Here is a 26806-nt window from a genome sequence, read left to right on the forward strand (position 1 = left end):
CATGCCCATTGATCCAACCCAGTTGAAGATCGTCGAACAAAGGCTGCTGTGGCTGTCGCATTGGATGATCCATCATGCCAACCATGTCCGACCCAAGGTCGACGGGATCAAGGTGGGTGGGCACCAGGCCTCTTCGGCGTCTTTGGTGTCCATCATGACGGCACTGTATTGTTCGGCCTTACGGCCCGAGGACAGAGTTGCCGTCAAACCACATGCATCACCCGTATTTCACGCGATGCAATATCTAATGGGGAACCAAACCCGCGAGAAGATGGAGAATTTCCGCGGTTTTGGCGGCGTGCAGAGCTATCCCAGCCGGACCAAGGATGTCGACGACGTTGATTTTTCAACCGGTTCGGTTGGGCTTGGCGTTGCAACCACCTCGTTCGCCTCGATCATTCAAGACTACATCAAAGCCAAGACTTGGGGCGCTGACAGCCCCATGGGGCGGATGGTTGCCTTGGTGGGCGATGCCGAGCTCGACGAGGGGAATGTCTACGAGGCATTGCAGGAAGGTTGGAAGAACGACCTGCGCAACACTTGGTGGATTATAGACTACAATCGCCAGTCGCTGGACGGGATCGTGCGCGAAGGGTTGTTCGAGCGTATCGAGAAGATCTTCGATGCCTTCGGATGGGACGTCATCCGCATAAAATACGGGGTGCTGCAGCGCGCGGCTTTTACTGAACCCGGCGGTGACCGGTTGCGGGACTGGATCGACTCTTGTCCGAACCAGGAATATTCGGCCCTGACATTTATGGGAGGTGCGGTCTGGCGACAGCGCCTTTTGGATGATCTTGGGGATCAGGGTGACGTTTCTGCCTTGATCGAGCGGCGCAGCGACGTCGAACTGGCCGCATTGATGGAGAATTTAGGCGGCAACTGCGTTGAGACCATGGCTCATTCCTTTGCCGCAATCAACCATGACCGACCGACTTGTTTTCTGGCCTACACTGTCAAGGGTTGGGGCACCCCGATCGCAGGCCACAAGGACAATCACGGCGGATTGATGAATACCCGCCAATTCGCAGAGTGGCAGGCCCATATGGGTGTTCCAAAGGGCGATGAATGGGAGCCCTTCGCCACCGTCAAGGACCCTTCCGCGTTCCGACGTTTCCTGGCTCAGGTGCCGTTCTTTGCCAAGGGGCCACGCCGATACACCGATGAAAAGCTGGATGTGCCGGCGATAGCAGTCGACACCAGTCGAGAGATTTCAACCCAGATGGCGTTCGGAAAAATTCTGGATGACCTGTCAAAAGGCGACAGCCGCCTGGCCGAGCGGATCGTCACAACCTCTCCAGATGTCACCGGCACAACAAACCTTGGCCCGTGGGTCAACCGTCGCAAGCTGTTTGCCCGGACCGAGCGGGCCGACACCTTTATCGAGCATCGGATTCCATCAACGGCCAAATGGGAATTCACCCCAGATGGACAACATATCGAACTAGGAATCGCCGAAATGAACCTGATGCTGCTGCTGGGAGCGGCAGGCTTGTCGCATTCCCTGTTCGGCAAGCGATTAATCCCCATCGGCACGGTCTATGACCCGTTCGTTTCCCGCGGTCTCGACGCGTTGAACTATGCTTGCTACCAAGATGCGCGCTTCATTCTTGTGGGCACACCGTCAGGCGTGACTCTGGCGCCGGAGGGCGGAGCTCACCAATCCGTTGGCACCCCGCTGATCGGAATGAGCCAGGACGGCTTGGCGGCCTTCGAACCGGCGTTTGCCGATGAACTGGCGGTGATCATGGAATGGAGCTTTGATTACGTCCAGCGCGATGGCGATGGCCAGCCTGACGAACGCACCTGGTTGAGGGACGAAACAGGTGGCTCGGTCTATTTGCGCCTGACAACGAACCCGCTCGAACAGCCGGGTAAGCGCGTTGATGACAGCTTCCGGCAGGGCACCATCGACGGGGCGTATTGGTTGCGCCCGCCGGGTCCAAACTGTGAAGTCGTGATCGCTTACCAAGGCGCTGTCGCCCCGGAGGCGATCAAGGCAGCGGGAATGATCGGAGAAGGCCGCCGGGACATCGGGGTGCTGGCTGTCACCTCGGCGGACAGGTTGAACGCAGGATGGACAGCCGCACAACGGGCGAGAATGCGTGGAAACACCGGCGCCAGATCGCATATCGAGGTCTTGCTGTCACAGCTGCCGCGCCACTGCAAGTTGGTCACCTTGATCGACGGGCACCCCGCGACGCTGGCTTGGCTCGGTTCAGTCCAAGGCCACCAAACAATTCCGATGGGCGTCGAGCACTTCGGACAAACTGGCACGATCGGTGATCTCTATCGGCACCATCTCATAGATGCGAAAGCCATCGTTGAAGCAGTGAGCAACTTGACCCGAGGCAGAGACCTTGCGCCTGCCCTTCTGGATTAAACATGGGCCTTGGAGGCAAAGAAAGCCGTTTATCCAATCCTTATGGAAGTCATGTAGACAGTGCTCTTTGGTTCATTGAACCTGAGGCACCAAGACTAAATTGGTTTCATGGGCAAAACGCTGTGTAAAACAGGGCTCTCTTGACCAAAAAACAGCAACTTGGCCATTGCCCCCGGTCTTCGGGAGGCAGGGGTCGGAGGTTCGAATCCTCTCACTCCGACCAATAAAACAAGGCGCCCTGTGGCGCCTTTTTTGGTTGGTCGTATCTCCAAACATGTCCGGGGCAGCAACGTGCTGAATTATTCGGCATCCGCGCACGATCTGCCATCTAGATAGGCGCTTTCCAGGGAATTGAACGCAGCGCTCCGAGGGTGGCATTGCCTCGCTCTGCCTGCTTGGTCAGTTCGATGTTATGAACCAAACGTTGACCGTTGTTGTTGTCGAACAGAACCCGGACCGCGCCGATGCGATCCTCGAGGCCCTGAAAGCGGCGGGGAGCGTCGAGGCGCAGGTGATCGATGGCGTGTCTGAATTGCCGAGCAAGATTGCTGTCCACAATCCCGATGTCGTTCTGATCGACATCGACAATCCATCTCGGGACATGCTTGAAGAACTGACAACCGCCTCCGGCCCGATGGAGCGGCCGGTTGCCATGTTCGTATCCGGGGCTGCAGGCGGCCTGTCCAAAGCTGCGGTCGAAGCAGGTGTCTCGGCCTATGTCGTCGACGGTTTGCATCCCGAAAGGGTCAAGCCCATCATCGACACCGCCATCGCCCGTTTCCAAGTACTGCGCCAGATGCGGACCGAGTTGGCCGAAACCAGACGCGCATTGGAAGAGCGCAAGGTGATCGACCGCGCGAAAGGGGTGTTGATGAAAGCAAAGGGCATTCAGGAAGATGAAGCCTATGCCCTGCTGCGCAAGACCGCCATGAATCAGAATCGCCGGGTGGCCGATGTGGCCGAGGCTTTGGTGACGGCTTCGGGGCTGTTGTCATGAGGGCGGTCTCGCTCCGAGCGGCCTATATGCCGTTGGTCGATGCAGCCCCCCTGATCGTGGCGCACGAGATGGGATATGATCAGGCCGAGGGCATCTCTCTGGACCTGCGCCCTGCCCCGTCCTGGTCCTCGTTGCGGGACATGCTGGCCTTCGGACATGTTGATGCGGCACATCTACTGTCCCCTGTCCCGGTGGCCATGGCGCTGGGGCTTGGGGGGATCGTCACGCCCCTTTCGGCCGTATCGGTCCTGTCGGTCAATGGAAACGTGATCGGCGTTGGCCGCCAACTGGAGGCGCGGCTGCGCGAAAATGGCTATGCCTTCGATTTCAGCGATGCTTTTGCGGCCGGAGCGGCCTTGGCAAAGGCGGCCGGTGGAACGCTGACCTTCGGGGTTCCGTTTCCGTTTTCCATGCATGTGGAGCTGCTGCGGTATTGGGTCAGCGGCACGGAACTCGCCTCGACCCAGGTTGAGATCCGCACCGTTCCCCCACCGTTGATGGCCCAGGCCCTGGCCGCCGGTGAGATCGATGCTTTCTGCGTGGGTGAGCCCTGGGGGTCGTTTTCCGTCGATGACCGGGTGGGTGCGCTCCTGCTCCCGGGAAACGCGATTTGGTCCTGCGCCCCTGAAAAGGTGCTGGCCGTGCGAACGGAATGGGCGCAGACGGAACCACATCTGACGGGCGCGCTGCTGCGGGCGATCTGGCGGGCGGGCCGGTGGCTTTCAAATCCCGAAAGCCTGACTACGGCGTCGGAGATGCTGGCGCAGAGGCTCTATCTGGATGTTCCCGCGGACCTGGTCGACCGGGCATTGACCGGACAATTTGCGATTTCAGCGCGCGGAGACCAGCGTCAGGTCGACCGGTTTGTCACTTTTCATGAAGGCGCAACGGGTTTTCCGTGGCGCAGTCAGGCCAAATGGATCGCGCACCACATGGCGCGAAGATATGGACTGGATCCGTCAGATGCCGAGCGTACGGCAGCCGATGTGTTCCAAAGTGACCTGTATCGGCGCGAGCTGCAGGGAATCGGTGTTGTCATGCCCGCCGAATCTGAAAAGCCCGAGGGTGCCGGCAACGATCCGACGCTCGTGTCAGGCCCGGGCGGAAAGTTGATGTTGCCGCGAAACGTCTTTTTTGACAGTCGGATTTTTGAGCCTTCCCAGTAAGCGCGCCTAATTTTTTTGCACTGCAGCGTCAAATTATGCTGCATTGCAGAATTTTCACCTGATGGCCGTCAATTTCGGATGACTCATCTGCTCACCGGTGCCTTTATCAGGACAACGGCAGGCAACGTCGCCCACCGTAGGAATTCGCCCGATGTCTTGGGCAAAACTTCTGAGCAAAGCCGCTCGACCAACCGCCTTCTCCTTCCGGCGGTGTGTGTCGGCGGCTTTTTTTTGGCCCGAACGTTGCTCGGGCCGCCACCCAGCCCGGTTTGGGCCGGACCGAAAGGAACAAAGATGAAAAAACTCATTCTGAGTCTTGTTGCGACGACAGCCCTTGTTGCGCCGGCCACCGCAGAAATGCTGGAGCTGGAAAAGGACGAACTGACCTTCGGCTTCATCAAGCTGACCGACATGGCGCCGCTGGCCGTTGCCTATGAGCAGGGGTATTTCCTGGACGAGGGCCTGTTCGTGACGCTCGAGGCGCAGGCCAACTGGAAGGTTCTGCTGGACGGCGTGATCGGCGGCCAGCTGGACGGTGCGCATATGCTGGCCGGTCAACCGCTGGCGGCGACCATTGGTTATGGAACCGAGGCGCATATCATCACGCCCTTCTCGATGGACCTGAACGGCAACGGCATCACGGTATCCAACGAGGTCTGGGCGGAGATGAAACCCAACATCCCGGTGATGGACGACGGCCGCCCGCAGCATCCGATCAGCGCCGAGGCACTGGCTCCGGTGGTCGAGAAGTACAAGGCCGAGGGCAAGCCTTTCAACATGGGCATGGTGTTCCCGGTTTCGACCCACAATTACGAACTGCGCTACTGGCTGGCCGCCGGGGGGCTGAACCCGGGCTATTACAGCCCTGAAAACGTGACCGGTCAGATCGGCGCGGACGTGTTCCTGTCGGTCACCCCGCCACCGCAGATGCCCGCGACGCTCGAGGCCGGCACGATCCATGGCTATTGCGTAGGCGAGCCGTGGAACCAGCAGGCGGTGTTCAAGGGCATCGGCGTTCCGGTCATCACCGATTACGAGCTGTGGAAGAACAACCCTGAAAAGGTGTTCGGCATCACTGCCGAATTCGCCGAGGAATACCCGAACACCACCTTGGCCGTGACCAAGGCGCTGATCCGTGCGGCGATGTGGCTGGACGAGAACGACAATGCCAACCGTCCCGAGGCGGTCGAGATCCTCAGCCGCCCGGAATATGTGGGGGCCGATTACGAGGTGATCGCCAACTCGATGACCGGCACGTTCGAATACGAAAAGGGCGACAAGCGCGAGGTGCCCGATTTCAACGTGTTCTTCCGCTACAACGCGACCTATCCGTTCTATTCCGACGCGGTCTGGTACCTGACCCAGATGCGCCGCTGGGGGCAGATCCCCGAAGCCAAGGCAGACAGCTGGTATGACGAGGTCGCCAAGTCGGTCTACAAGCCCGAGATCTATCTGCAGGCCGCGCGCCTTCTGGTCGAAGAAGGCCTGGCGGACGAGGCCGATTTCCCCTGGGACAGCGACGGCTACAAGGCGCCCACCCCAGCCGAGGACATCATCGACGGCATTCCCTTCGATGGCCACGCGCCGAACGCCTATCTCGAAAGCCTGCCGATCGGCCTGAAGGGCGACCAGAAGGTCGTCGGGACCGAAATCCAAGGCTGACCCCGAACCGCTCTGCCCGGCTGCGGTCGGGCAGGGCCCCTGAAACGCCCCGCCATCGCAAGGACGCATCAGATGACAACGGTCGATCCGGAATTCAACGCAGACGCCGCACGGGACGCGCGCCGCGCCCGTCTATTCACCCGCATCAACGCCGCCGACAAATGGTTCCAGGTGCTGGGCCTCAGCTGGGCCACCCCGGTTCTGAAGGCCGCCGCCGGCGACAATCCCCGCGCCCAGATGGCCGAGATCTGGCGGCTGCTGATCGTACCGATCCTGTCGATTTGCGCCTTCCTGCTGCTGTGGGCGACGCTGGCCCCCAAGGTACAGACCTCGCTTGGGGCGGTGCCCGGCCCGGCGCAGGTCTGGGAGGAAATGGTCAACCTGAATCAGGACGCTCAGGCCAAGGCCGCCAAACGCGCCAAGTTCGAGGCGATGGTCGAAAAGCGGAACCAGAAGCTAATCGAGGCCGGCCGCGCAGACGAGGTCAAGCAGGTCGCCTATACCGGCGCGCCGTCTTACTACCAGCAGATCTGGACCTCGATCAAAACCGTGTTCTTCGGGTTCCTGATCGCCACGGTCGTGGCGGTGCCGCTGGGCATCGCGGCGGGGCTGTCGCCCACCGCAAACGCGGCGCTGAACCCGCTGATCCAGGTGTTCAAACCGGTCTCGCCGCTGGCTTGGCTGCCGATCGTGACGATGATCGTCTCGGCCGTCTATGTCACCAATGACGGCTGGTTCGCGAAATCCTTCCTGATCTCGGCCATCACGGTGACGCTGTGTTCGCTGTGGCCCACGCTGATCAACACCTCGTTGGGCGTGGCCTCGATCGACAAGGATCTGGTGAACGTGTCCAAGGTTCTGAAGATGAACACCTGGACCAAGATCACCAAGCTGGTGCTGCCCTCGGCGCTGCCGCTGATCTTCACCGGCCTGCGCCTGTCGCTGGGCGTGGGTTGGATGGTCCTGATCGCGGCCGAGATGTTGGCGCAGAACCCGGGCCTGGGCAAATTCGTCTGGGACGAGTTCCAGAACGGCTCGTCCAGCTCGCTGGCCCGGATCATGGTGGCGGTCTTCACCATCGGCATCATCGGCTTCCTGCTGGACCGGGTGATGTACGCGTTGCAGTCCCTGTTTACCTTTACCAACAACCGGTGAGCGTGATGAGCATCCTCAGCTTCGAAAATGTCTCGAAATCTTTCGGCGAAGGCACCGGGCGCACCGATGTTCTGAACGGCATCGACCTGCAGGTGCAGGAGGGCGAGTTCCTGGTGATCCTGGGCTTTTCCGGCACCGGCAAGACCACGCTGATCAACCTGATGGCCGGGCTGGACATGCCCAGCCGCGGGCAGGTCACCTTCAAGGGCGCGCCGATCAAGGGGCCGGGGCCGGAACGCGGCGTGATCTTTCAGAACTACTCGCTGATGCCGTGGCTGACGGTCAGCGGCAATGTCGGACTGGCGGTCGATACGGTCTTTCCGGGCCTGCCCAAGGCCGAGAAGGCCGCGAAGGTGGCCAATTACGTCAAGATGGTCGGCCTCAGCCACGCGGCGACGCGCCGTCCGGCCGAATTGTCGGGCGGGATGCGCCAGCGGGTCAACGTGGCCCGGGCGCTGGCCATGAACCCCGAGGTCTTGTTGCTGGACGAGCCGCTGTCGGCACTGGACGCTCTGACCCGCGCCAACCTGGCCGACGAGATCGAGCGCATCTGGGAAGCCGACCGCAAGACCTGCGTGCTGATCACCAATGACGTGGACGAGGCGATCATTCTGGCCGACCGGATCATCGCCCTGAACCCCGACGGCACGCTGGGGCACGAGTTCCGCGTCTCGATCCCGCGCCCGCGCGACCGGGCGGCGATGAACACTGACGAAACCTTCAAGCGCCTGCGCGCCGAGGTCACCAAATATCTGATGGATGTGGGGATCGAGGCCAAGGTCGAAGGCACCCGCATCCTGCCCGAGGTCACGCCGATCCACGGCGTGCCCGCCGCCGTGACCGAGGCGCAGAAGGGCATGATCGACAGCCGGTTCCTGGATTTCTCGCAACTGCACAAGGTCTATCCCACGCCCAAGGGGCCGCTGACCGTGGTCGAGGACTTCGATCTGAAGATCGACAAGGGCGAGTTCATCTCGCTGATCGGCCATTCGGGCTGCGGCAAATCCACGGTGCTGACCATGGCGGCGGGGCTGAACGAGATTTCCAAGGGCGCGATCAAGCTGGATGGCCGCCACGTCGAAGGCGCCGACCCTGAACGCGCGGTGGTGTTCCAGTCACCCAACCTGTTCCCGTGGCTGTCCGCGAAAGAGAACGTGGCGATCGGGGTCGACAAGGTCTATCCGAACGCCAGCCAGGCCGAACGGCAGGACGTGGTGGAATACTACCTGGAACGCGTCGGCCTGGCCGATGCGATGGACAAGCAGGCCAGCGACCTGTCGAACGGCATGAGACAGCGCGTCGGCATCGCCCGCGCCTTTGCCCTGTCGCCCAAGCTGCTGCTGCTGGATGAACCTTTCGGGATGCTCGACAGCCTGACCCGCTGGGAGCTGCAGGAGGTTCTGATGGAGGTCTGGTCGCGCACCAAGGTCACCGCGATCTGCGTCACCCATGACGTGGACGAGGCGATCCTGCTGGCCGACCGGGTGGTGATGATGACCAACGGCCCGCAGGCTACGATCGGCAAGATCACCCGCGTGGACCTGCCGCGCCCGCGCACCCGCAAGGCGTTGCTCGAACATCCCGACTACTACGCCTACCGGCAGGAAGTTCTGGATTTCCTCGAAGAATACGAACACGGCGCCAAGCCGAAATCGCCCGCCCCCAAGGCCATTGCAGCGGAGTGACCCCATGAAACAGAAACTTGTCGTGATCGGTGCCGGGATGGCGTCGGGCCGCGTGCTTGAACATCTGACCGAGACCGCGCCAGATGTGTTCGACATCACGCTTTTCAACGCCGAACCGCGCGGAAACTACAACCGCATCATGCTCAGCCCGGTTCTGTCGGGCGAGAAGACCTATGAGGACATCGTCATCCATGACGGCGACTGGTACGCGCAACGGGGCATCGCCTGCCGCTTTGGCGAGCATGTGGTGAAGATCGACCGCGAGATGAAGGTGGTCGAGGGCGAAAACGGCCATGTGCCCTATGACAAGCTGCTGATCGCAACCGGCTCGGCCCCGTTCATCATTCCGGTTGCGGGCAAGGACCTGCCCGGCGTCATCACCTATCGCGATCTGGACGACACCAACGCGATGATCGACGCGGCCGCCAAGGGTGGCAACGCGGTGGTGATCGGCGGCGGTCTTCTGGGGCTCGAGGCCGCGGCGGGGCTGGCCGAGCGCGGCATGACCGTTACCGTGGTGCACCTGATGGGCCACCTGATGGAGCGGCAGCTGGACGAAGCCGCCGGATACCTGCTGCGCAAGGATCTGGAACGCCGCGGGATCACCGTGCGGACCCAGGCCTCGACCAAGGCCATTCTGGGCGAAGGGCGTGCCGAGGCGGTGCTGCTGGAAAGCGGCGAGACGCTGCCCGCCGATCTGGTGGTGATGGCGGTCGGCATCCGCCCCGAAACCCGGCTGGCCACCGATGCCGGGCTGGACGTGGCCCGCGGGATCGAGGTGAACGCGCAGATGCAGAGCTCGGACCCGGATGTGCTGGCCGTGGGCGAATGCGTCGAATTCGACGGCCACCTGTTCGGCCTGGTGGCGCCGCTTTACGATCAGGCCAAGGTCGTGGCCAATACCCTGCTGGGCCAGCCGGATGCATTCGTGGTCAAGGAACTCGCCACCAAGCTGAAGGTCACCGGCTGCGACCTGTTCAGCGCCGGAGACTTCGCCGAGGGCGAGGGACGCGAGGACATCGTGTTCCGCGACCCGGCGCGCGGGGTCTACAAACGGCTGGTGATCGAAGACGACCGCCTGATCGGCGCGGTCATGTATGGCGACACCGCCGATGGCAGCTGGTTCTTCAGCCTGATCAAGGACGGCACCGACATCGACGAGATGCGCGACACGCTGATCTTCGGCCCGGCCTATCAGGGGGGCGACACCGCGGACCCTCTGTCAGCCGTTGCAGCATTGCCGCCTGAGGCGGAGATCTGCGGCTGCAACGGCGTATGCAAGGGCACCATCGTCGAGGCGATCGCCGCCGGGGCCACCGATCTGGCCGCCGTGCGCGCCAGCACCAAGGCCAGCGCATCCTGCGGAACGTGCACGGGTCTGGTCGAACAGGTCCTGCAGGTCACGCTTGGTGATGAGTTCCAGATGCCGGCGGCGCAACCGATCTGCGGGTGCACCGATCTGACCCACGAGGACGTGCGCCGCCTGATCAAGGCGCAAGAGTTGAAAAGCCAGGCCGCCGTCTGGCAGGAGCTGGGCTGGAAAACGCCCAATGGCTGCCATGTCTGCCGGCCGGCGATCAACTATTACCTGCTGGCCGACTGGCCGCTGGAGTATCAGGACGACCCGCAAAGCCGGTTCGTCAACGAACGCAAACACGCCAACATCCAGAAGGACGGCACCTTCAGCGTCGTGCCCCGCATGTGGGGCGGCATCACCAACCCGGCCGAGCTGCGCGCCATCGCCGACGCAGCCGAGAAATACGACGTGCCCACCGTCAAGGTCACCGGCGGTCAGCGCATCGACCTGCTGGGCGTCAAGGGCGAGGACCTGCCCGCCATCTGGGCCGATCTGAACCGGGCCGGTCTGGTCTCGGGGCACGCCTATTCCAAGGGTCTGCGCACGGTCAAAACCTGTGTCGGCACCGATCACTGCCGCTTCGGAACCCAGGACAGCACCGGCCTTGGCATCAAGCTGGAACAGATCCTGTGGGGATCGTGGACACCGCACAAGCTCAAGCTGGCGGTTTCGGGCTGCCCCCGCAACTGTGCCGAGGCGACCTGCAAAGATATCGGCGTGGTCTGCGTGGACTCGGGCTATCAGATCGGCATCGGCGGGGCGGCCGGGATGGACGTCAAGGAAACCGAACTGCTGTGCCAGGTCCCGACCGAGGACGAGGCGATCGAGGTGGTGATGGCCGTCACCCAGGCCTATCGCGAGGGCGGCAAGTATCTGGACCGGCTGTACAAATGGCTGGCCAAGGTCGGCATGGACTGGGTCAGGGCCAATGTGGTCGACGACCTCGAAAACCGGCGGGCATTGGTCGAGCGGTTCGAACTGTCGCAGAGCATCTATCGCAAGGACCCCTGGGCCGAGCATGTGCGCGACAAGGCGCCGAGCTATGCCCCGATTGCAGATTTCACCCTGGAGGCCGCGGAATGAGCTGGATCGACATCGGACATATCGACGACGTGCCGCTGCGGGGCGCACGTCTGGTGAAAACCCGTCTTGGCTGCATCGCCATCTTCCGCACGGCCGAGGCGGAACTGTTCGCGGCCAGCAATGCCTGCCCACACAAGGGCGGCCCGCTGTCCGAAGGCATCGTGCATGGCCAGTCGGTGACCTGCCCGCTGCACAACTGGGTGTTCGACCTGAATACGGGCGAGGCTCAAGGCGCGGATGAAGGCCGGATCACCACCTATCCGGTTCGGCTGGAGGGCGGGCGCATCCTGCTGGACGCCCGCGCCGTCACCGAGCGGAGCGCCGCGTGATGGACGGCTCGAACCTGCCCGAGGTGCGATCCACCTGCGCCTATTGCGGCGTGGGCTGCGGCGTGCTGCTGCGCCCGGACGGGGCCGGCGGTCTGACCGTGCGGGGCGACCCGGTCCACCCGGCGAATTTCGGACGGTTGTGTTCCAAGGGCACAGCTTTGGGTGAAACGGTCGGGCTGGGCCACCGCCTGCTGACACCGCGCGCCTTTGGCCGGGATGTGGGCTGGGACGACGCACTGCAACTGGTGGCCGACCGGTTCCGCGAAACGATCGCGGCGCATGGTCCCGACAGCGTGGCCTTCTATGTCTCGGGGCAGTTGCTGACCGAGGATTACTATGTGGCCAACAAGCTGATGAAGGGCTTCATCGGATCGGCCAATATCGACACCAATTCGCGGCTGTGCATGGCCTCGACCGTGGCCGGGCACAAGCGGGCCTTTGGCACCGACACCGTGCCCGGCACCTACGAGGATCTGGACCAGGCCGATCTGGTGGTACTGGTCGGGTCGAACCTGGCGTGGTGCCACCCGGTTCTGTACCAGCGCGTTCTGGCGGCACGGCAGGCGCGCGGCACCCGGATCGTGGTGATCGACCCGCGCCGCACCGCCAGCTGCGATCAGGCCGATCTGCATCTGGCGCTGAATCCGGGCAGCGACGTGGCGCTGTTCAACGGGCTGCTGACCGAGATTCATCGGCGCGGGGCCGTGGACCCGGACTTCGTGAGGCTAACCTCGGGTCTGGAAGCCGCACTGGAAACGGCCGGAAACGACCAGATCTCGGAAACCGGCCTGCCTGCCGAAAAACTCGCCGCATTTTTCGATCTATGGATCAATACCCCGCGCGTCGTGACGGTCTTCAGCCAGGGAGTGAACCAATCCTCCAGCGGGACCGACAAAGTCAACGCCATTCTGAACTGCCATCTGGCCACCGGTCGGATCGGACGGCCGGGAATGGGCCCGTTCTCGGTCACCGGCCAACCCAACGCGATGGGTGGGCGCGAAGTGGGTGGTCTGGCCAACACGCTGGCTTGCCATCTGGACATCGAAAACGCCGATCATCGCGCCGCGGTTCAGGCGTATTGGCAGGCGCCTGCAATACCGCAGTCTCCGGGGCTGAAGGCCGTGGACATGTTCCGTGCGGTCGAAGATGGGCAGATCAAGGCCCTTTGGATCATCCACACCAACCCGGCGGCAACCATGCCCGAAGCTGACAGGGTCAGCCGCGCAATCGCCGCCTGCTCGTTCACGGTCGTCAGTGATCTGACGTTGAATACCGATACGGCGCGTCTGGCCGACGTTGTGTTGCCGGCCGCTGGGTGGGCCGAAAAGAACGGAACTGTCACGAATTCGGACCGAACCATCAGCCGGCAACGCGCCGTTTTGCAGTCACCGGGCCAAGCGCGCCCGGATTGGGACATCCTGGCCGAAGTTGGCCGCCGCATGGGATGGAAAACCGCGTTCGACTACGCTTCACCGGCCGAGATATTCCGGGAATACGCCGCAATGTCCCAAATCGCCGCGCAGTTCGGGAAAGACTTCGACATTTCGGGCTTCTCCGAAATTGACGAGGCGGGCTATGCCGAATTGGAACCCACCCGCTGGCCATTGGGTCGCAAGGGTGCAGGTGGGAGATTTTTTGGTGACGGACACTTCTTTCACTCCGACAGGAAGGCCCGGATCGTTCCCGTTGCTCATCGGCGTCCGGCAGCCCTGCCCGGACCGAAATATCCCTTTGTGATGAACACCGGACGCACACGGGATCAATGGCACACCATGACCCGGACCGGTCTTTCAGCCCGCCTGTCCGCCCATCTGGCCGAGCCGTTTGTGGACATTCATCCCCAGGACGCCGCCCGCGAGGGGATATCCAGCGCAGATCTTGTCGAGGTCACCAGTCCCACTGGGCGTGGTATTTTTCGCGCGCGCATCACCCAAGATGTTCGCATCGGTCACGTCTTTGCCCCCATCCATTGGACTGCGGAAACGGCCCCTTCGGGCCGGGTGGACATGCTGGTTCCCGGCACTACTGATCCGATTTCCGGACAACCCGAAAGCAAGGCAACACCCGTTTCGATCTCGGTCATGCAGGCGGCGTGGTACGCCTTTGCAGTCTCCAGGAACCCCCTGATCCCCTCGGTCGCTTACCGGGCGACGGCCCGAACGGACAACGGTTACAGGACAGAGCTGGCTGATCATGCCCGGATACTGAATTGGGAAAAAACCGCCCGCGAATGGTTTGCGCTGACCGATGCGGACGCGGTCACGGCAGGTGACCCCGCCCGCGGTTCATTTCGCATTGCGTTGTCGCAGAACGGATGCCTGCAAGCGGCACTGTTCGTGTCGCCGCGCCCGCTGCCCCTGATGCGGGACTATCTTGCGTCGATGCCGGACATACCACCCGCACAGTTTCTGACCGGCCGCGCACCCGCAGATGCCAAGGACACCGGACCGATCATCTGCGCCTGTTTTGGCGTCGGGTTGAAGACGATCGTTGACGCGATCTCGTGCGGGAAAGCGATCAGTGTCGACGCTATCGGCGCGGCGTTGAGCGCCGGAACAAATTGCGGGTCTTGCCGGCCTGAATTGGGTGCCCTGATCGACCGGTATTCCCCGGATGCCGCCGACAACCTGAGCCGACAATTGCAGGGAGACGTCGCCTAGCCCGGTCGCATTTCTGTTGACAGGTGATCCCGCGATGGGCAGCATTTTTCTATCGGATCGACAATCAGAGTGATCAAGCCGTGATTGACTGCGCCAAAGATACCCAAGGCCGCCGGGCAACCGGTTGCAACCTCGTCGTCTGACGAGGGACGGGTTTTCGCAGTCTCCGGATGCTGAACCAGCAGCCCGGACCGATCTGAAACTTCTGCCCATGGCTTCATTTTATGCACAATCACGCTGGGCTTCGGCTGGCCGTCGATATTGGCGGCACATTTACCGATACCGTTCTGATGGACGGGCAATCCAATATCCTCGCAACGACGAAAACTCCGACGACACCGGACAACCCAACCGTCGGCGCCTTGATTGGTGCAAAGCGCGTTCTGGATGACGCCAATGCCGGTTTCCCGCAGATTTCCGGGTTCATTCACGGCACCACTCTGGCCACCAATGCCCTGATCGAGCGGCGCGGTGCCTCGGTTGCGACAATAACCACCGACGGGTTTCGGGACATACTCGAGATTGGGTATGAACGTCGTTACAGCCAGTATGACATCAATCTGGTCAAGCCCGACCTGCTGGTCCCACGCGCTCGTGCCTTCACGATCGGCGGGCGAATGGATGCACGTTGTGACGAACTGACACCGCTGGATGTCGCGGGAATGGACGATCTGGTGCGCCAGATTGCGGATAGCGACGCCCAGGCCGTGGCGGTGTGCCTGATGCATTCCTATGCCAACCCAAAGCACGAGCTGGCTCTGCGGGACCAGTTGCTCAGGGCTCTCCCCGACCTGGCCATCTCGCTCTCGCACGAAGTCAGCCCCGAGGCGCGCGAATTTGACCGCCTGTGCACCACCATCGCCAACGCCTATATCCAGCCCCAGATGGCCGGGTATCTGGCCGAGTTCCAATCCCGCTTCGCCGCAGAGGGGCTGAGCTGTCCCATTCTCATGATGACGGCCGGTGGTGGTATGACAACCCTGGAAACGGCCGCCCGCCTGCCGATCCGGTTGGTCGAATCCGGCCCGGCCGGCGGGGCCATCCTTGCAGCACGGATCGCGGCTGAAACCGGTGCGCGCGCCGTAACCAGCTTTGACATGGGCGGGACGACGGCCAAGCTGTGTCTGATTGATGCTTTCCGCCCGCAGACCGCGCGCAGGTTCGAAATCGCAAGGGCCGCGCGCTTCATCAAAGGCTCAGGCATGCCGGTGCGCATCCCCGTGATCGAGATGATCGAAATCGGCGCAGGCGGCGGCTCGATTGCCAGAGTCGACCGGCTAGGTCGCCTGCAGGTTGGCCCCGAAAGTGCCGGCGCACAGCCAGGCCCTGCCGCCTTCGGCAATGGCGGCAGGGCGGCGACCGTAACAGACGCCGATGTGGTGCAGGGCCTGATCGAACCCGGCCGGTTTGCCGAAGGCCGACTGACGATTGACACGGCAGCCGCCGAACAGGCCATCACCGTGGAAATCGGGAGCGCACTGGATTTGGCGCCGGACCTAGCTGCACGTGGTCTCAGCGAAATCGTCGACGAAAGCATGGCCGCCGCAGGTCGGATGCACGCGGTCGAGTCCGGAAAAGAGTTGGCAACCCGAGTGATGATCGCCTTTGGCGGCAATGGGCCATTGCACGCAACGCGAGTGGCCCGGCGGTGTCAGGTCGACCAAATCGTGATCCCGAAGGACCCGGGCGTAGGGTCAGCGGTCGGATTTCTATATGCGCCGGTCGCCTTCGAAATCGTCCGGTCGCGCTATGCCACGCTGGACCAGCCGGGTCTCGACGGCCTCAACGCCTTTTTTGACGAAATGACAGCCGAGGCGCTGGCCGTGGTCCGCGCCGGTGCACCTGAAGCCGAGTTGTCGATCCGAAAACAGGCCTTCATGCGGTACCACGGCCAGGGTCATGAGATCGAGATCGCGCTTCCGGATCGGGCACTTGGGCCTGCAGACATCGAAATCCTGCGCCGGGATTTCGAATCCGAGTACAGCCGATTGTTCCGCCGCGCTGTACCGGGAATGGCGATCGAGATTCTCAACTGGTCCGTCGAGGTGTCGTCACCCGCCCCTGCCCTCAGCCGGGTTCCTGACGTAGCCCAACAGCGCACGGCGCGGCCGTGCGACCATCGACGCATTCTTTGTGATGTCAGCGGGCATTGGTGCGACGCCAGTATCTACGATCGATCCGGTCTTGAACCCGGCGATTGGCTGCGCGGACCGGCGCTGATTGCCGAGCCTCAAACCACCACATTCGTCAGCGCGGATTTTCAGGCCAGCGTCGATGGCGGCGGCAATCTCTGGCTCAACCGGATACAGGAGGACGCCGAATGAACACGACGAATACCCGTCTGCAGGTCATGTGGAACCGGCTGCTAGCGGTGGTCGAAGAACAGGGCCAGGCGCTGATCCGCGCCGCCTTTTCTCCGATCGTTCGTGAATGCGGCGACATATCCGCCGGCATTTTTGATGTACGCGGCCGTATGCTGGCCCAAGCCGTTACTGGAACGCCGGGCCACATCAACACGATGGCCGAAGCGGTTAAGACCCTGTGCGGGCGATACTCCCGCTCCGAAATGCAGCCAGGCGATATTTTTCTGACCAACGATCCTTGGATCGCATCTGGCCATTTGAACGATTTCCTGCTGATGATGCCGGTTTTTCATCGTGGCAATGTGGTTGGGTTTTCGGCCTGCACCTCGCATCTGGTCGACCTCGGCGGTTTGGGCATGGGTCCCGAAGGCTCGGATATCTTTGATGAGGGGCTTCGAATCCCGCCGTGCAAACTGGTCGACCAAGGTCAGTTGAACGCGCTGCTGATGGATATCGTCAAAGCTAACTCGCGCGAGCCCATCGCCAATGAGGGCGACATCTACGCATTGATCGCGTGCTGCGAAACGGGCGCAGCGCGTCTGGCCGACATGATGGTCGAGTTTGGCATCGATACTCTGGACAGCCTGGCCGATTACATCATCGAAACCTCGCGCCGCGGCACGATCGAGGCCATTTCGGCGCTGCCGAATGGCACGTGGCACAATGTGCTGACCGTCGATGGGTACGAGTGCGAGATCGACTTGTGCGCGGCCCTGACCATCGCGGATGACCGGGTTCTGGTCGACTTTTCGGGCACGTCGGGCCTGTCGCGCAAAGGCATCAATGTCCCGCTCAACTATGCAACGGCTTACACGGTATTTGCCCTGCGCTGCATCATCGGCCCAGACATCCCCAACAACGCAGGCTCTTTGGCGCCATTCCACGTGACGGGACCGGCGGATTGCATTCTGAATGCGCAGCCACCCGCTCCGGTGGCCATGCGTCATACCTTGGGACAGATGACCCCGGATCTGGTCTATGGCTGCCTGTCGCAGGCTATACCGGACGCCGTGCCGGCCGAAGGTGCATCGTGCATGTACGACCTGCCTCTGCGCCACGCACCCGAGGCGGTTTCCCGCGGTGGCACGCAGTTTGCTCTGGAATTGGTGTTCAGCGGCGGAACCGGCGCAAGGCCAAGCCTGGATGGCCTGTCGGCGACGGCCTTCCCCTCGGGTGTCTGGGGCAGCCAGGTCGAGACAACCGAGGCTGTCGCGCCTGTCCTGATCACGCGTCGCGAATTGCGCCAGGACAGCGGTGGCCCCGGTCGCCTCCGCGGCGGATTGGGGCAGGACATCGAAATACGCTCCTCCACCGGCGAGGATTTCATGCTGTTCCTTTCGGTCGAACGCATCGCAAACCCAGCCAAGGGACGGCACGGCGGACTGGCGGGCGCGCCCGGTCGCATCCGTCTCGGCCCCGACGGCCCGGACTTGCCGGGCAAGGGCGAGGTGCGAATTGGCGGCGGCGAAACGCTGATCTTCCAAACTCCGGGCGGCGGCGGATTTGGGCCACCCGATGAAAGGTCACCCTTGGCTGTTCGACAGGATGTGCGGGACGAGCTTGTGAGCGCCCGGGCCGCGCAGCATGTCTATGGGGTAAAGCCATGATCCGTCCCGTTTCCCATGTCGCTGCCATGTCACCCTATGCGTTGGCTCAGCTGGATCCGCCGGCAGGACAGCGCCTTGTTTCGCTGTCGCAGAACGAAAGCCTGCGCCCGCCAAGTCCCTTGGTCGGACAGGCCGTCGCAGAGGCGGCAGCGAACGGGCACCTCTACCCGGACCCGGACTGGACGGCATTGCGTGCGCGACTGGCGGAGCTTCATGGCCTGCCCGAGCAAGGTCTGTTGTGCGGGAACGGGTCGATGGAGCTGATTGCGGGTCTGGCGCTGGCCTTTGCCGGACCAGACGCCGCCGTTCTTGCCCCTGCGAACGCATACCCGTTTTTTCGTACCGTGGCTCAGTTGGCTCGCGCCCGTTTCGACACTGCCGCCGAGGTGGACGGATGCGTATCCGTCGACGCGCTTCTGGCGGCCGTGCAACCGGATACCAGGTTGGTGTTTGTGGCCAATCCCGGCAACCCGACAGGCACCCGTATCTCCCGCCGCGATCTGCTGCGGCTTCGGGAAGGGTTGCGGGACAACACCCTGCTTGTGATCGACGAGGCCTATGGCGAGTTCGCCGATGATCTGAACGAGCCGATGTTCGACCTTGTCGCGCGGGCGGACACGGTCGTTCTTCGAACTCTGTCCAAGGCCTACGGGCTGGCCGGGTTTCGCGTGGGCTGGGGCCTGTTCCCGCCGCAGATCGCCGTCCAGATACGCAAGGTGATGAGCCCAAACAACGTGTCGGTGTGCGGACAGGCGGCTGCCTTGGCCGCTCTGAACGATCAGAGCTACATGCGCGAGACATGTGCCCTCACTGCCGAGCTGCGCGACCGGTTCGCCAATCGCCTTCGGTCCGCCGGGTTCGACGTTCCCAAAAGTCATACCAACTTTCTTCTGATCCGCTTTGCGGACCAATCCACCGCGACCAGAGCCGACAAAGCCCTAAGGGAAAAAGGCATATTCCTGAGACCGCAATCCGGCGCGGGACTGGCCAATTGCCTACGTGCCACCATCGGTCAGACTGCAGACCTCGAACTCATGGCCGCGGTTCTGGAACGTTGGGCCGAGGAGTATCAGCCATGACGCAGAGAAATTTCCACCCATCCAGAGGCCGGTCCCGTTTCGGTATTCTCGTGCCGTTCACGAACACCAATCTCGAACCCGACATGACGATGCTGCGGCCCGAGGGCGTTTCACTGCACTTTGCCCGAATGGGTGGCTATGATCAGGAAGAAATACCCGATGCTGCCCAAATGCACGGTCTTGGCACCGCCGATCTGGATGAGCCGCTCAGGCTTTTGCATGGTGTCCGGCCGGATGTCATTCTTTATGGGTGTACCTCGGCAACGCTGACCCATGGCCCGGCCTTCGATCGCGAACTTGCCGACCGTATCAGGACCAGCAGCGGGGCGCAGACCGTTACGGCCGCGGGCGCCTTGGTGCATGCACTGCATACGCTGGAGGCGACACGCATCGGCTTTGCCTCTCCCTATGTCGCAGACATCAATGACTTGGCAATCCGGTTCCTGGCCGAGACTGGCATTTCAACCGTGTCGCGGTCCGAAGTGACAGGCCAGCTGGACAATTACGGCCAAGGCGCCCTGACCCCACAGGCGGTGTTTGACCTGGGTTTGGCCGCAGACTGCCCCGAGGCCGAGGTGTTGGTTTTGTCCTGTACGGACATGCGCAGCGTGGAAATCATCGACCGGCTTGAAAAAACTGTTAGCAAGCCCGTTCTAACTTCAAATCAGGCGATGGCATTCCAAGCAATGCAAATGGCCGGGATCACCACACCACCGGCCGGATTTGGCCGGCTGATGCTGAACCTGCAACGCTGAGGTCGAGCGCCAGAATGCGCAGTATTTTCAGCCGAGGCTTTTTGGGGTGTTCAAATCTTAAACGCCCTCAATGCCTTGGATTGCTCGTGCTGGAAATACCCGTTGCGGTCACACAGGTCGTTCAAATCGGATTGCAGTTCCTTGGCCTCTTTCGTTCTGCCTTCCTGCACCAGAACCTGCACTTCGGCCGACAGCAGCCAGGCGACGAAGGCTTCCATCTCCATGTCACGCGCCAGTTCAAGACCTCGGTTCAGGACCAGCCGGGCATCCGGAAGTTCACCCAACACCGACTGCACCCGAGCCAGGGGAGCCGCTGCGAAACAGCACAGAACATCGATTCCAGCATCGTCCGACACGCGCAAGGCGCGGCGCAACGCAATGGCGGCGTCAGCCGGTTCGTTTCGCTGCCAGCACCAGATCCCCCGCGCGATCAGCGCAAAACTCAGGTCATAGGCCTTGCCGGTTTCTTCGGCGATCGACAGCACCTCGCGGATACCGGTATCCGCTTCGTCAAACCGATGCATCATGCTGTTGGCGTTGGCACGGGTCGCAAGCCCGAGCACCGAAATCGACCCGGTGGTGCCCGCTTCGGCCACACGGAACATCGTCTGGAACAGATCCGCATGTTGATCAATCGCCGCCCGTGCGGCCGCGAAGTTGCCGTGAAACCACGCAGCCTGCGCCAGTGCAAAGGCCGCGTTTGCCTGCAGGCGCGGATCTTCGGCGTCGGTTGCGGTTCGCAGCGCGCGCTCAGACACCTCCATTGCTTGCCGCACATCCGCCAAGATCGTCAGCATGATCGCCTGGTCGACCTGAAACGCAACGCGCGCGGATGTGTCCCCCAACGCGTCGGACAAGGCTTCCGCCTCGCGTGAGATGGTCAGGATGCGGTTGAAGTTGCCGCTGGCGACCAGCGAAACGCGCAGACCGCGCCGGGCACGTAGCCCGAGGTCAACAGCCACCTGAGTACCGGTCCGCTTTTGAACTTGGTCGATGCACCGCAGGGCGTTTTCGAAATATGAGACGGCAGCCTCGAATGAAAACAGCTTGATCGACATCTCGCCGCACCGCGTATAAGCCTCGGCGGCCTCCAGCCATAACTCGCCTTTGTCCGCGTGACGGGCGATGGACTGTGCCACGTCCAAATCGTCGGATGTGCCGCGGCTCAGCAGAGTTTCATGGATCGCACGGTGCAGCCTTGCGCGGCGCTGGCGTGGAATACTGCGATACCCGACCTTCTGCACCAACGCATGACTGAACCGCAGCTGCTGGCCGTCCTGAGATTCCGGCAGTTCAAGAAAACCGCGTTCCACCAAGGTCGAAATCTGGGCTTTGGCGTCGAAGCCCAGCCGTTGAAGCGTGTCGGCGAGAACGCCCCACGTCCACTGCAACCCGCCGACGGCAACCAGCTGCAGAGCTTTGCGGTCCTCGCTTTGCAGGGCATCAATCCGGGAGGCGATCAACGGTTGAACCCGGGCGGGGATCTCGATGTCGCCCAGGCTGTCCATCGCTCCGTCCTTGAACCCGGCTTGCGACATGCGGTCCCGCATGTGGTGGGCAAATTCTTCAACGAAAAGCGGTGTGCGGCCGCTCATGGCTTCGATGTATGAGCCCAGCTGACCATCGATGTCGCTCTGGCCCAGCAAGCGCGTGATCAGGTCCTTGCAGGCCGCCTCGCCCAGCGGGGCGACCGGAACGACCTTGAGCAAGCCCATCGGGTCGTTCGTGAACAGGTTCGCGTTGCGCGATGTCAGGAGGATCAGAACATTCGTTCCCCGCACCTGCCCCAACAGGTTGTCGATGACGTCCAGAGTCCCCTGGTCGGCCCAATGCAAATCCTCGAACAACAGAAGCAGGGGCTTGTCCTGCTTCATCGACAGAACCAGCCGCGACAGCATCTGGTTCAATTGCCTCCGTCGGCGAGACGGATCTACAGCCGAAAGCGCCGGTTCCGTTTGGAAACGGCTGAACAGTGAATACAGGGCCGATCGGGTATGCGCATCCAGGAACTTGGTCCCGCCCAGAACCTCGGACAGCTTTTGGTCCAGTTCGGCATCGGATTTGGTGTCCGACAGTCCCAAACGGGCATTGATCACGCGGGTGATCGGCAGATACGCAGCTTCCTGATCCAGCGAAAAGCAGTTGAACTCCAGAACCTGGTGCGCGCCCAGGGGCCAGTTCTCGACCAGCTCATGCAGCAGCCTGGATTTGCCGACGCCAGCCGCCCCCAACAACAGAACCGAGTTTCCTTTGCCGTCACGCGCCTGGTTCCACGCCGCAACAAGCTCGGCCAGTTCCCTTTCGCGCCCGACAAATGGCGAACGTTCGCGGCGCGCCCGCGCCATCCAGCGCGACACCTGTTCTTTGCGGCCGGTGATTTCGAACAGCTTGATCGGACCCGCACCCCCATCCAGCTCGAGATCGCCCACATGGGTATGGTCGAAAAGATCACCGGCATTCTCCAAAACCTGACCGGAAACCGTGACCACGTTCTTTCTGGCGGCGGCCTCGATCTTGCTGGCGATGTTCATGACCGGTCCTAGAAAGGCCTGCTCTTCCCCGAGGGTGTGTTGCAACTGGCCCACCAGTAGTTCGCCGGAATGAACGCCAACCCGCACATCCAACTGCCGATCGTCCAGCTTGCCGATGCGGTCGATGATCCGCTGGGCGCTGGCTATTGCCTTGACCGCGTGATCCTCGTCCGCGTTCGGTGATCCAAAAACCGCGAGCGCGCCATCGCCGGTGAACAACGTGGTTGCGCCAAACTTTTCGCAGATCGACATGATCAGTTCGATGGCAGGGCCCAGATGGCTGACGGCGTCTTCGGGATCCAAACTGCCGATCATCATGGTCGAACGAACAATGTCGGCGAACAGAACCGTGCACATTCTGCGCTCGGTCGGTTCGATCTGGACCTGTTTCCTCATGTTCAAGCGCCCCCCGACTGCCCGAGTTCAGTATGTCGCTGATCAAGGCCTTTTTCCAGACACCACGCAAGGGTGGCGCGGACCATCCACGGCATTGATATTGAGTAAAAAAACTATTAACAATTGGCCTTGTATTGCGAAAGGAACAATTATGAGTGACCACCATACTCGGGGTTTGACCCTGGAAGATGTTCAGCAGATCATTGGCCGCGGCATCCTTGACGAGGCCTTTCGAAAAGAATTCATCGACAACCCCGAAGGCGTAGTAAACCGCTTGGGAATCTCGCTCGATCAGGACGGCGAGGCGCGCAAGCTGTTGGCCGCGATTGGGAACGTCTTTTCCGGTGAATCCGACCTGAAGTCGGCGATGCAAGATATCAAGAATGCCTACGAAGATACGTCCGACGGTGTGATCCGGCCCCGCTGCGCGTAACTTCGCATGAGCGAAAGCGCGGCCGTCTCCAGTCACGACCAAGGCGCAGCTCTGCATAAGCTGTGTCTGGTGTCCATGCCGTTTTCTTCGCTGCAGCATCCCGGGCTTGGGATGTCTCTTCTCGCACAGCTGGCGCGGGACAACGGCTTTGCGACGACCGAGAAGTACTTCAGCTTCGACTACGCCGAGGCGATCGGCCTCGATGAGTATTTCATGCTGTCTGATGGCCGCTGCTATCAGGCGCTGATGGGTGAATGGATATTCAGCGATCTGATCTACCCGCGCAGCGATCTGGACGCGATGGACTACCTGACCACGGTGCTTGGTGACTATGTATCCGGAGTCGAGTGGCTGGCGTTCATGCAAAACGCCATCGCAGCCCGAAAGCAAGCCGGAGCGTTTGTCGAACGTTGCGCCGATGCGGTGGTGGAACAGAACCCGACCGTGATCGGGATTACGTCGTCGTTCCAACAGGTCATGGCCTCGATCGCACTGGCCCGGGCTGTGCGGAAACGGTCAGCCGACGTGATCATAGTGATGGGCGGCGCTAATTGCGAGGGGCCGCTCGGGCGCGCGCTTATACAGGCACATCCTGAACTGGACGCGGTTTGCATTGGCGAAGGCGACCATGCCTTTCCCGAGTTTCTGAAAGCCCTGGGGCCAAGCAGACCCTTGCCCGTGGTCGAGGGGTTTCTGAACCGGAGCCAATTGGATAACCCGCTGGAGGAGTCTCGACCGCGCCTGACCACGGATCTGGACAAGCTGCCCATACCGGACTTCAACGCCTTCTTTGATCAATTTCAAAACACTGCGGGACTATCAGAGCGCCTTGTGCCATCTGCTACGATCGAAACATCGCGTGGCTGCTGGTGGGGAGCGAAACACCATTGCACTTTCTGCGGATTGAACGGTCAATCGATGACCTACCGGAGCAAGTCAGCCGAGCGGGCTTATGCCGAATTCTGCACGCTTGCCGATCTCTATGGCCCGGATCTTGTCGTGGTCGACAACATTCTGGATCACCGCTACCTCAAAACCCTGATCCCGAAACTTGCGCAGGACACGAGACCATTCCTGATGCATTACGAGGTAAAATCAAACCTCTCGCCGACCGTGATCGCCCGTCTGGCCGACGCCGGCGTTCGAAAGATCCAGCCGGGGATCGAGACCTTCGATACTCCGACCCTTGCGCATATGAGGAAAGGGGTCAGCGGAATTCAGAACATCCAGACGCTGAAGCTGTGTGCCGAGGCCGGAGTTTTTGTCGAGTGGTGTTTCCTCTACGGGTTTCCCGGTGAAAGCCCCGAGGCCTTCGAACGGATGGCAAAGCTTATTCCGCTGCTGCATCACCTGCAACCACCCGGCTCGATTGGCCCGGTGCGAGCGGACCGGTTCAGCCCGTATTTTGAACACCCCGAGGCATTTGGGGTCGAGGTCGAACCAGCGAAGCCGTATTCATTCATATTCGACCTGCCGCCCGAAGAAGTCTGGAATTTCGCCTACCATTTCGACATCGTCGACAACGGTCCAAGCCCGCCAGCGCTGCGCGCGGCGTCGACGCTGGATGCTCTTTCTGCATGGCAAAGCGAGGCCGGTACGTCAGCCCTCTACGTCGAGGGCAACACGGTGATCGACCGGCGAGCGTCAGGCAAACGCGTTGTTCACCAATTGGACGATGCGGCTCGGGCCATCCTTGACCTGAGCCCAGTGATCATCGGCAGGGCGCTTCTTGGTGATCAGGTATCCGACTTGTACGGGGTGGACGCTTTTGACTCTGCGATGGACCGCCTTGAGAAGCTTGGGCTGATTTATGTCGAGGACAAATCCGTGCTGTCCCTGGCCCTCAGATCGCCTGGCTTCCAGCGGGCGCCGACCTGGTCCGAGATCCGCAATGAGCCAGAACGTGCTTTCGCCGCTCAATTTCCCGCAGAATTCGCAAGTGAACAGGTAGCGGGACCACAACCCGCGGAATGAGACCGGACCCGGAGCGTATCAATTCCCCGGATCCGCCTAACACTTATAGAGCGGCCCTGAACAATCCGGTCAGGTTTTCCTCGGTCAACTCGATGGGGTTGCCACCGCACGAGGGGTCGATGATCGCACCCTTGACCAGCTCCGGGATCGCATCCTCGGTCACGCCCAGATCGGACAGCTTGCGCGGGATACCCAGCGAGTCGTTGAACTCCTGCACGAAGGCCCGGAACCCGTCGAACCCGCCCGAAATGCCCAGATAGGCTGTGGCTGCTTCGAACCGGTCGGCGATTACAGACGCATTGAACTCCAGAACCGCAGGCATGCAGACCGCGTTGGTGGTGCCGTGATGGGTGTTGAACACCGCGCCGATCGGGTGGCTCATGGCGTGGATCGCGCCCAGCCCCTTCTGGAAAGCCGTTGCACCCATGGCGGCCGCGCTCATCATCTGGGCGCGGGCGTCGATGTCGGTGCCGTCCGCATAGGCGCGCGGCAGGTACTCCTTGACCAGCCGCATCCCTTCCAGCGCGATGCCCTGGCTCATCGGGTGGTAATGCGGGCTGGAATAGGCCTCGACACAATGCGCGAACGCATCCAGTCCGGTCCCGGAGGTGATGAATTTCGGCATGCCCACGGTCAGTTCAGGGTCGCAGATCACCACGGTCGGCAGCACCTTGGGGTGGAAGATGATCTTCTTGGCATGGGTTTCCGAATTGGTGATGACGCTGGCGCGGCCGACTTCCGAGCCGGTGCCGGCCGTCGTCGGCACCGCGATGATCGGCGCGATCGCCTCGGCATCCGCGCGGGTCCACCAATCGCCAATGTCCTCGAAATCCCAGACCGGGCGAGTCTGACCGGCCATGAAGGCAACCATCTTGCCCAGATCCAGCCCCGAACCACCGCCAAACGCGATCACACCGTCATGTTCACCCGCCTTGTAGGCGGCCACACCGGCCTCGAGGTTCTTTTCATTCGGGTTCGGATCGACCTCGCTGAACAGGCCCCGGCCCAGCCCGGCGGCCTCAAGAATGTCTAGCGTCGCGGCGGTGATCGGCAGATCGGCAAGGCCGCGGTCGGTCACCAGCAGCGGGCGCTTGATCCCAGCCGCCGCGCAGGCCTCGGGCAGTTCCTTGATGCGGCCCGCGCCGAATTTTATCGTGGTCGGATAGGACCAGTTTCCAACAAGACTCATGT

Annotated in this window: 17 protein-coding genes; 15 read left to right on the forward strand and 2 right to left on the reverse strand. The window is 61.8% G+C overall.

Annotated features, from left to right (window positions below; all coding sequences use genetic code 11):
• The first annotated feature begins 1 nt into the window (after position 1).
• The 13 genes from AC2FML_RS13600 to AC2FML_RS13660 all read left to right on the forward strand — a co-directional run bounded on the left by AC2FML_RS13600 (position 2) and on the right by AC2FML_RS13660 (position 20281).
• Positions 2 to 2383, forward strand: coding sequence for a thiamine pyrophosphate-binding protein (locus AC2FML_RS13600; protein ID WP_496783575.1), 2382 nt, complete (start codon positions 2 to 4; stop codon positions 2381 to 2383).
• Between the two features lie 412 nt (positions 2384 to 2795).
• The gene (locus AC2FML_RS13605) at positions 2796 to 3380 is read left to right on the forward strand and encodes an ANTAR domain-containing response regulator (RefSeq protein WP_260066444.1); all 585 of its coding nucleotides are present in this window, start codon (positions 2796 to 2798) and stop codon (positions 3378 to 3380) included.
• Positions 3377 to 4546, forward strand: a complete 1170-nt coding sequence (locus AC2FML_RS13610) for an ABC transporter substrate-binding protein (RefSeq protein WP_496783577.1) — start codon at positions 3377 to 3379, stop codon at positions 4544 to 4546. The genes AC2FML_RS13605 and AC2FML_RS13610 overlap by 4 nt, the downstream gene beginning before the upstream one ends.
• 294 nt (positions 4547 to 4840) lie before the next feature.
• A complete protein-coding gene (locus tag AC2FML_RS13615) occupies positions 4841 to 6208 on the forward strand; it encodes a CmpA/NrtA family ABC transporter substrate-binding protein (RefSeq protein ID WP_170359409.1) in 1368 nt (455 codons plus the stop codon).
• A 72-nt stretch (positions 6209 to 6280) separates the two neighbouring features.
• Positions 6281 to 7363 (forward strand): ABC transporter permease, encoded by a 1083-nt coding sequence (locus tag AC2FML_RS13620; protein ID WP_068345377.1) that lies wholly within the window; start codon positions 6281 to 6283, stop codon positions 7361 to 7363.
• Positions 7364 to 7368: 5 nt separating this feature from the next.
• Positions 7369 to 9048 (forward strand): ABC transporter ATP-binding protein, encoded by a 1680-nt coding sequence (locus AC2FML_RS13625; protein WP_496783578.1) that lies wholly within the window; start codon positions 7369 to 7371, stop codon positions 9046 to 9048.
• Between the two features lie 4 nt (positions 9049 to 9052).
• On the forward strand, positions 9053 to 11488 hold the full coding sequence (nirB, locus tag AC2FML_RS13630) for a nitrite reductase large subunit NirB (protein WP_496735972.1): 2436 nt from the start codon (positions 9053 to 9055) through the stop codon (positions 11486 to 11488).
• Positions 11485 to 11817: a nitrite reductase small subunit NirD gene (gene nirD / locus AC2FML_RS13635; RefSeq protein WP_093963084.1), complete on the forward strand. Its 333-nt coding sequence runs from the start codon at positions 11485 to 11487 to the stop codon at positions 11815 to 11817. The genes nirB and nirD overlap by 4 nt, the downstream gene beginning before the upstream one ends.
• Positions 11817 to 14477 carry a molybdopterin-dependent oxidoreductase gene (locus AC2FML_RS13640; RefSeq protein ID WP_496783744.1) on the forward strand — a complete coding sequence of 887 codons (2661 nt, stop codon included), beginning with the start codon at positions 11817 to 11819 and terminating at the stop codon, positions 14475 to 14477. Before nirD ends, AC2FML_RS13640 begins: the two co-directional genes overlap by 1 nt.
• A gap of 224 nt (positions 14478 to 14701) precedes the next feature.
• Positions 14702 to 16801, forward strand: a complete 2100-nt coding sequence (locus tag AC2FML_RS13645; protein WP_496783579.1) for a hydantoinase/oxoprolinase family protein — start codon at positions 14702 to 14704, stop codon at positions 16799 to 16801.
• On the forward strand, positions 16798 to 18447 hold the full coding sequence (locus AC2FML_RS13650) for a hydantoinase B/oxoprolinase family protein (protein WP_496783580.1): 1650 nt from the start codon (positions 16798 to 16800) through the stop codon (positions 18445 to 18447). Before AC2FML_RS13645 ends, AC2FML_RS13650 begins: the two co-directional genes overlap by 4 nt.
• Positions 18444 to 19526, forward strand: a complete 1083-nt coding sequence (locus AC2FML_RS13655) for a pyridoxal phosphate-dependent aminotransferase (protein WP_496783581.1) — start codon at positions 18444 to 18446, stop codon at positions 19524 to 19526. The genes AC2FML_RS13650 and AC2FML_RS13655 overlap by 4 nt, the downstream gene beginning before the upstream one ends.
• Positions 19523 to 20281, forward strand: coding sequence for a maleate cis-trans isomerase family protein (locus tag AC2FML_RS13660; protein WP_170582693.1), 759 nt, complete (start codon positions 19523 to 19525; stop codon positions 20279 to 20281). Before AC2FML_RS13655 ends, AC2FML_RS13660 begins: the two co-directional genes overlap by 4 nt.
• Before the next feature lie 50 nt (positions 20282 to 20331).
• On the opposite strand, the gene AC2FML_RS13665 is transcribed toward AC2FML_RS13660, so the two are convergent.
• Positions 20332 to 23208 carry an ATP-binding protein gene (locus AC2FML_RS13665; RefSeq protein ID WP_496783583.1) on the reverse strand — a complete coding sequence of 959 codons (2877 nt, stop codon included), beginning with the start codon at positions 23206 to 23208 and terminating at the stop codon, positions 20332 to 20334.
• A 151-nt stretch (positions 23209 to 23359) separates the two neighbouring features.
• On the opposite strand from AC2FML_RS13665, the gene AC2FML_RS13670 reads away from it, so the two are divergent.
• Complete coding sequence (locus AC2FML_RS13670) at positions 23360 to 23641, forward strand: Os1348 family NHLP clan protein (RefSeq protein ID WP_170341400.1); 282 nt, start codon at positions 23360 to 23362, stop codon at positions 23639 to 23641.
• 6 nt (positions 23642 to 23647) lie between these two features.
• Positions 23648 to 25615, forward strand: coding sequence for a RiPP maturation radical SAM C-methyltransferase (locus AC2FML_RS13675; RefSeq protein WP_496783585.1), 1968 nt, complete (start codon positions 23648 to 23650; stop codon positions 25613 to 25615).
• 43 nt (positions 25616 to 25658) lie between these two features.
• Here AC2FML_RS13675 and AC2FML_RS13680 read toward each other — a convergent pair whose 3' ends face one another.
• Positions 25659 to 26804: an iron-containing alcohol dehydrogenase gene (locus AC2FML_RS13680; RefSeq protein ID WP_496783587.1), complete on the reverse strand. Its 1146-nt coding sequence runs from the start codon at positions 26802 to 26804 to the stop codon at positions 25659 to 25661.
• Positions 26805 to 26806: the final 2 nt, after the last annotated feature.

The sequence above is a fragment of the Ruegeria sp. BHSC029 genome, assembly GCF_059613085.1.

Excerpts from the sequence above, each read along its gene's own strand:
- AC2FML_RS13655 (WP_496783581.1), top strand. The coding sequence starts at position 18,444 with ATGATCCGTCCCGTTTCCCATGTCGCTGCCATGTCACCCTATGCGTTG.
- AC2FML_RS13615 (WP_170359409.1), top strand. The coding sequence starts at position 4,841 with ATGAAAAAACTCATTCTGAGTCTTGTTGCGACGACAGCCCTTGTTGCG.
- nirD (WP_093963084.1), top strand. The coding sequence starts at position 11,485 with ATGAGCTGGATCGACATCGGACATATCGACGACGTGCCGCTGCGGGGC.
- AC2FML_RS13625 (WP_496783578.1), top strand. The coding sequence starts at position 7,369 with ATGAGCATCCTCAGCTTCGAAAATGTCTCGAAATCTTTCGGCGAAGGC.
- AC2FML_RS13680 (WP_496783587.1), bottom strand. The coding sequence starts at position 26,804 with ATGAGTCTTGTTGGAAACTGGTCCTATCCGACCACGATAAAATTCGGC.
- AC2FML_RS13600 (WP_496783575.1), top strand. The coding sequence starts at position 2 with ATGCCCATTGATCCAACCCAGTTGAAGATCGTCGAACAAAGGCTGCTG.
- AC2FML_RS13605 (WP_260066444.1), top strand. The coding sequence starts at position 2,796 with ATGAACCAAACGTTGACCGTTGTTGTTGTCGAACAGAACCCGGACCGC.
- AC2FML_RS13610 (WP_496783577.1), top strand. The coding sequence starts at position 3,377 with ATGAGGGCGGTCTCGCTCCGAGCGGCCTATATGCCGTTGGTCGATGCA.
- AC2FML_RS13640 (WP_496783744.1), top strand. The coding sequence starts at position 11,817 with ATGGACGGCTCGAACCTGCCCGAGGTGCGATCCACCTGCGCCTATTGC.
- AC2FML_RS13645 (WP_496783579.1), top strand. The coding sequence starts at position 14,702 with ATGCACAATCACGCTGGGCTTCGGCTGGCCGTCGATATTGGCGGCACA.
- AC2FML_RS13675 (WP_496783585.1), top strand. The coding sequence starts at position 23,648 with ATGAGCGAAAGCGCGGCCGTCTCCAGTCACGACCAAGGCGCAGCTCTG.
- AC2FML_RS13660 (WP_170582693.1), top strand. The coding sequence starts at position 19,523 with ATGACGCAGAGAAATTTCCACCCATCCAGAGGCCGGTCCCGTTTCGGT.
- AC2FML_RS13620 (WP_068345377.1), top strand. The coding sequence starts at position 6,281 with ATGACAACGGTCGATCCGGAATTCAACGCAGACGCCGCACGGGACGCG.
- AC2FML_RS13665 (WP_496783583.1), bottom strand. The coding sequence starts at position 23,208 with ATGAGGAAACAGGTCCAGATCGAACCGACCGAGCGCAGAATGTGCACG.
- nirB (WP_496735972.1), top strand. The coding sequence starts at position 9,053 with ATGAAACAGAAACTTGTCGTGATCGGTGCCGGGATGGCGTCGGGCCGC.
- AC2FML_RS13650 (WP_496783580.1), top strand. The coding sequence starts at position 16,798 with ATGAACACGACGAATACCCGTCTGCAGGTCATGTGGAACCGGCTGCTA.
- AC2FML_RS13670 (WP_170341400.1), top strand. The coding sequence starts at position 23,360 with ATGAGTGACCACCATACTCGGGGTTTGACCCTGGAAGATGTTCAGCAG.